The sequence below is a fragment of the Dokdonella sp. genome, assembly GCF_049593775.1.
GTDB lineage: Bacteria > Pseudomonadota > Gammaproteobacteria > Xanthomonadales > Rhodanobacteraceae > Dokdonella.
In genome coordinates, this window is record NZ_JBAWHJ010000452.1 from 1 (window position 1) to 3116 (window position 3116).

The window sequence follows — 3116 nt, forward strand, 5'->3', positions numbered from 1 at the left end:
GGCAAGCAGCATTGAACGCATTGGCAGGCTCCGTACTTTGTGTACTCAAGGCATCGCATCGTGATGCACGTCACGGCATCCCGATACCTGTGAGTATAGGCAAAGCGCGACCAGAACCCATGCTGCGTTGCAACGAAACCAGTCGTACTTGAGGCACTGCGGAACCTGCTGCCGTCAGCTCGAGTCAGCGCTGATCAATACTTCGGTACGCTGGCATCCACCTGTGAAGACCAGGCTTCGATGCCGCCCTCGATATTGTGGACGACGCGAAAGCCCTGCTCGCGAAAATGCTCGGCCGCCCGTTGGCTGGAATTGCCATGGTGGCAAAGAAAGGCCAGCGGGGTGTCCTTGGGCAACTTGACCAATCGTTCGTGGCTGCTGGCATCCAGCACTTCGGCGCCGGCAAACGGGGCCACGTCGCGCTCGGCGGCCGGCCGCACATCGATGACGGTGATTTTCTTCTCGTCCATCAGTTGCTTCAGGCTCTGCACATCGAGTGCATGCACCTTGGGGGGTGCCGCAGGCAGATCGATTGACAGGCCTTCGCCCTGCGCGGTTTCGGTCCAGCCGATGTGTGCACCCTTGGCGCGCTGGGCACTGGCTGGATCGAACAACACGTCGATTCCGTTGGCAACGACCCGAATCTCGCTGCCCTGAATTTCGCGAAGCTGGAACTGCGGCTGGAAACGGCCATCGATGGCGAGGAACAGTCCCATGCCTTCGGCGTCGCTGAGTGCCTGGCGAATCTGCGCAGCGGCTTCATCGCTGATCGTGATTTCCGGGGGCGTGCGATCCGGCTCGGGCAGGCCGAGCAACTTGTGCAACTCGCCGCTGGCAGCCATGCCCTGGACGATATCGGCGCCGCCGATCAACTCTCCATCCACGTAGAGCTGGGGAATCGTCGGCCAGTTGCCGTACTCCTTGATGCCCTGACGAATATCCTCGTCGGCCAGCACGTCAACGGTCACATAGTCGTCCAGCAAGCCACTCAGGGCCCCAGCCGTTGCTGCCGAGAATCCGCAGTTCGGCGCATCACGCGTTCCTTTCATGAACAGGACAACGCGGTTGCTGGCCAGCATCGATTCGATGCTCTGACGGACAGGTTGGGTATCGGACATGGGGTATTCCTCACAAATGGATTCAATTCTGTGCGCTGGAAGCCTATCGCCCTGCACACCATGGCACCGCATATGGGTGCGCCGGCCCGCACACACAAGGGCATGAGGCCCGGCGCCGACCGGGCATGCACTGCATGGTAACGCAGCCCCGCATCCGACCCGGTTTGGCCGACTGTGAAAAATACTGGATAATTCGCCGTTCAGGGGAACACCACCGTCAGGGGAAACGACATGATCCGCCAGCTGCCACTCTGCGTCGCCATCGCACTCGCTACGACGGCGCATGCGCAGGCACCCTCCGATCCAGCCGCTGGGGATGTCACTATTCCCGTCACCTATGTCGGCTCCAACGCGCGCGTCTCGCTCGGTGTCAATGATGACGGCGATGTCCTCGGTGAAATCCTCGCCATCCTCGGCAAGACCGATGAATCGGCATGGCTGGCTGAGCTCTGGCTGGGCCAGAGCAGTTCCGGCGGCATCCAGGTCAGCTACAACCGCCTGTTCGGTGCGGCCGACAGCGAAAAGGCCACGGTCTGGAAATTCTTTGTCGCTGGCGACCAGAACATGTACCAGGACAACAAGGCCACGCTCGGCGTCGGCTGGGAGCGCAACGACCTGTTCTTCAGTGGCTACTACAGTCATGCAACCTCGGGATCGCGCCTGGTCAACTCGACCCTGGTCACCGATACCAGCACCCTGACCGGCACCGATGCCATGGGTGCATACACCCAGTTGCAGACGATCGAAACCCTGACCGATTTCTTCGAACATCCCTATGACGACGGCCTGGGCTTCCGCCTCGGCGCCTATTTCGACGAACCGCTGCTGCGCGTGCGTGCCGGTTTCGACTACGAAAAAGGCGATTTCAACGCAGACCAGTCCACCTTTTCGCTGGGCATGGACAAGCTGTTCCGCAACAGTCCATTCAGCCTCTCCGTGCAGGGCGAATACCTGCGCAAGTCGGGCGATTTCGAGATCGACAAGTCCGACAGCCGTGGCTGGCTGCTGGTCCGCTACGACTTTGGGCAGAATTATCGCGTGCGCGATCCCTTCCGCATGGTCGAAGTGCGCACACCGGCGCCTGCCGCGTCTGCCGCAGCGTCCGAACCTCAGGTCATCCGCAACGAAGTGCGTCTTGATGGCGATGCCTTCTTCGGCTTCGATCAATCGGATCTTCGTCCGGATGCCATTGCTGCGCTCGATGAACTTGTCGCCAAGCTGGCATCGGTATCGCGCGTGAGTCGCGTCAGCGTCGTCGGTCACACCGATTCGGTCGGCCCTGAAGACTACAACCAGCGCCTGTCCGAGCGTCGTGCCGCCAGCGCCAAGGCGTACCTGGTCAGCCGCGGCATTCCCGCGGATCAGATCGATACCCGTGGAGCCGGTGAGCTGGATCCGGGATTCCCGAACGATACGGCGGAAAATCGCCAGAAGAACCGTCGCGTCGATGTCGACTTCCTGACCATCGAAGAGACCATCGTTCCCGCGCCGACACCCGAACCGGCCGCTGACAAGGTTGAGTGGGTACGCGAACCGGTCAAGGCCAATCCGGCCTGGATCGAACGCGCCCTGCGCAACCCCGCCGAACACAAGCGTACGGTTGACGTGTACAAGTTCGAGGAAGAGTCCAGTACAACCACGCTCGGGCCGCGCGTGTATCTCAATGGCATGCCGGTGGCCGCCAACGATGCCGCCACCGTCGATTTCGATTCGATCGGCAATCTGATCAACGTGCTCGCCAATGACAGTGACCCGGACGGCGACCCACTGACAATCAGCAGCGTGACAGCGCCGATGAACGGCACTGCGCAGATTGTTGGTGACCAGGTCAGCTACACCCCCACGACCGGCTATTCGGGGCCGGACAGCTTCAGCTACACGGTCACCGACGACAGCGGCGGCACGGCAACCGCCACGGTCAGCATCACGGTCAATACCGCCGAAGAATCGAATCAGCCTCCGGTAGCGGTTGACGACACTGCCAGCACGCTCAAGAGC

At 61.3% G+C, this 3116-nt stretch carries 2 protein-coding genes; one reads left to right on the plus strand and one right to left on the minus strand.

Translation table 11 applies throughout. The features are described from left to right. Positions 1-194: 194 nt before the first annotated feature. Entirely contained in the window at positions 195-1118 is a 924-nt protein-coding gene (grxD, locus tag WBP53_RS15605) for a Grx4 family monothiol glutaredoxin (protein ID WP_423930564.1), read from the minus strand. Positions 1119-1349: 231 nt separating this feature from the next. Between grxD and WBP53_RS15610 the strand changes: the two genes are divergently transcribed. Further along, on the plus strand, positions 1350-3116 hold a 1767-nt coding region (locus WBP53_RS15610), incomplete at its 3' end, for an Ig-like domain-containing protein (protein ID WP_423930566.1).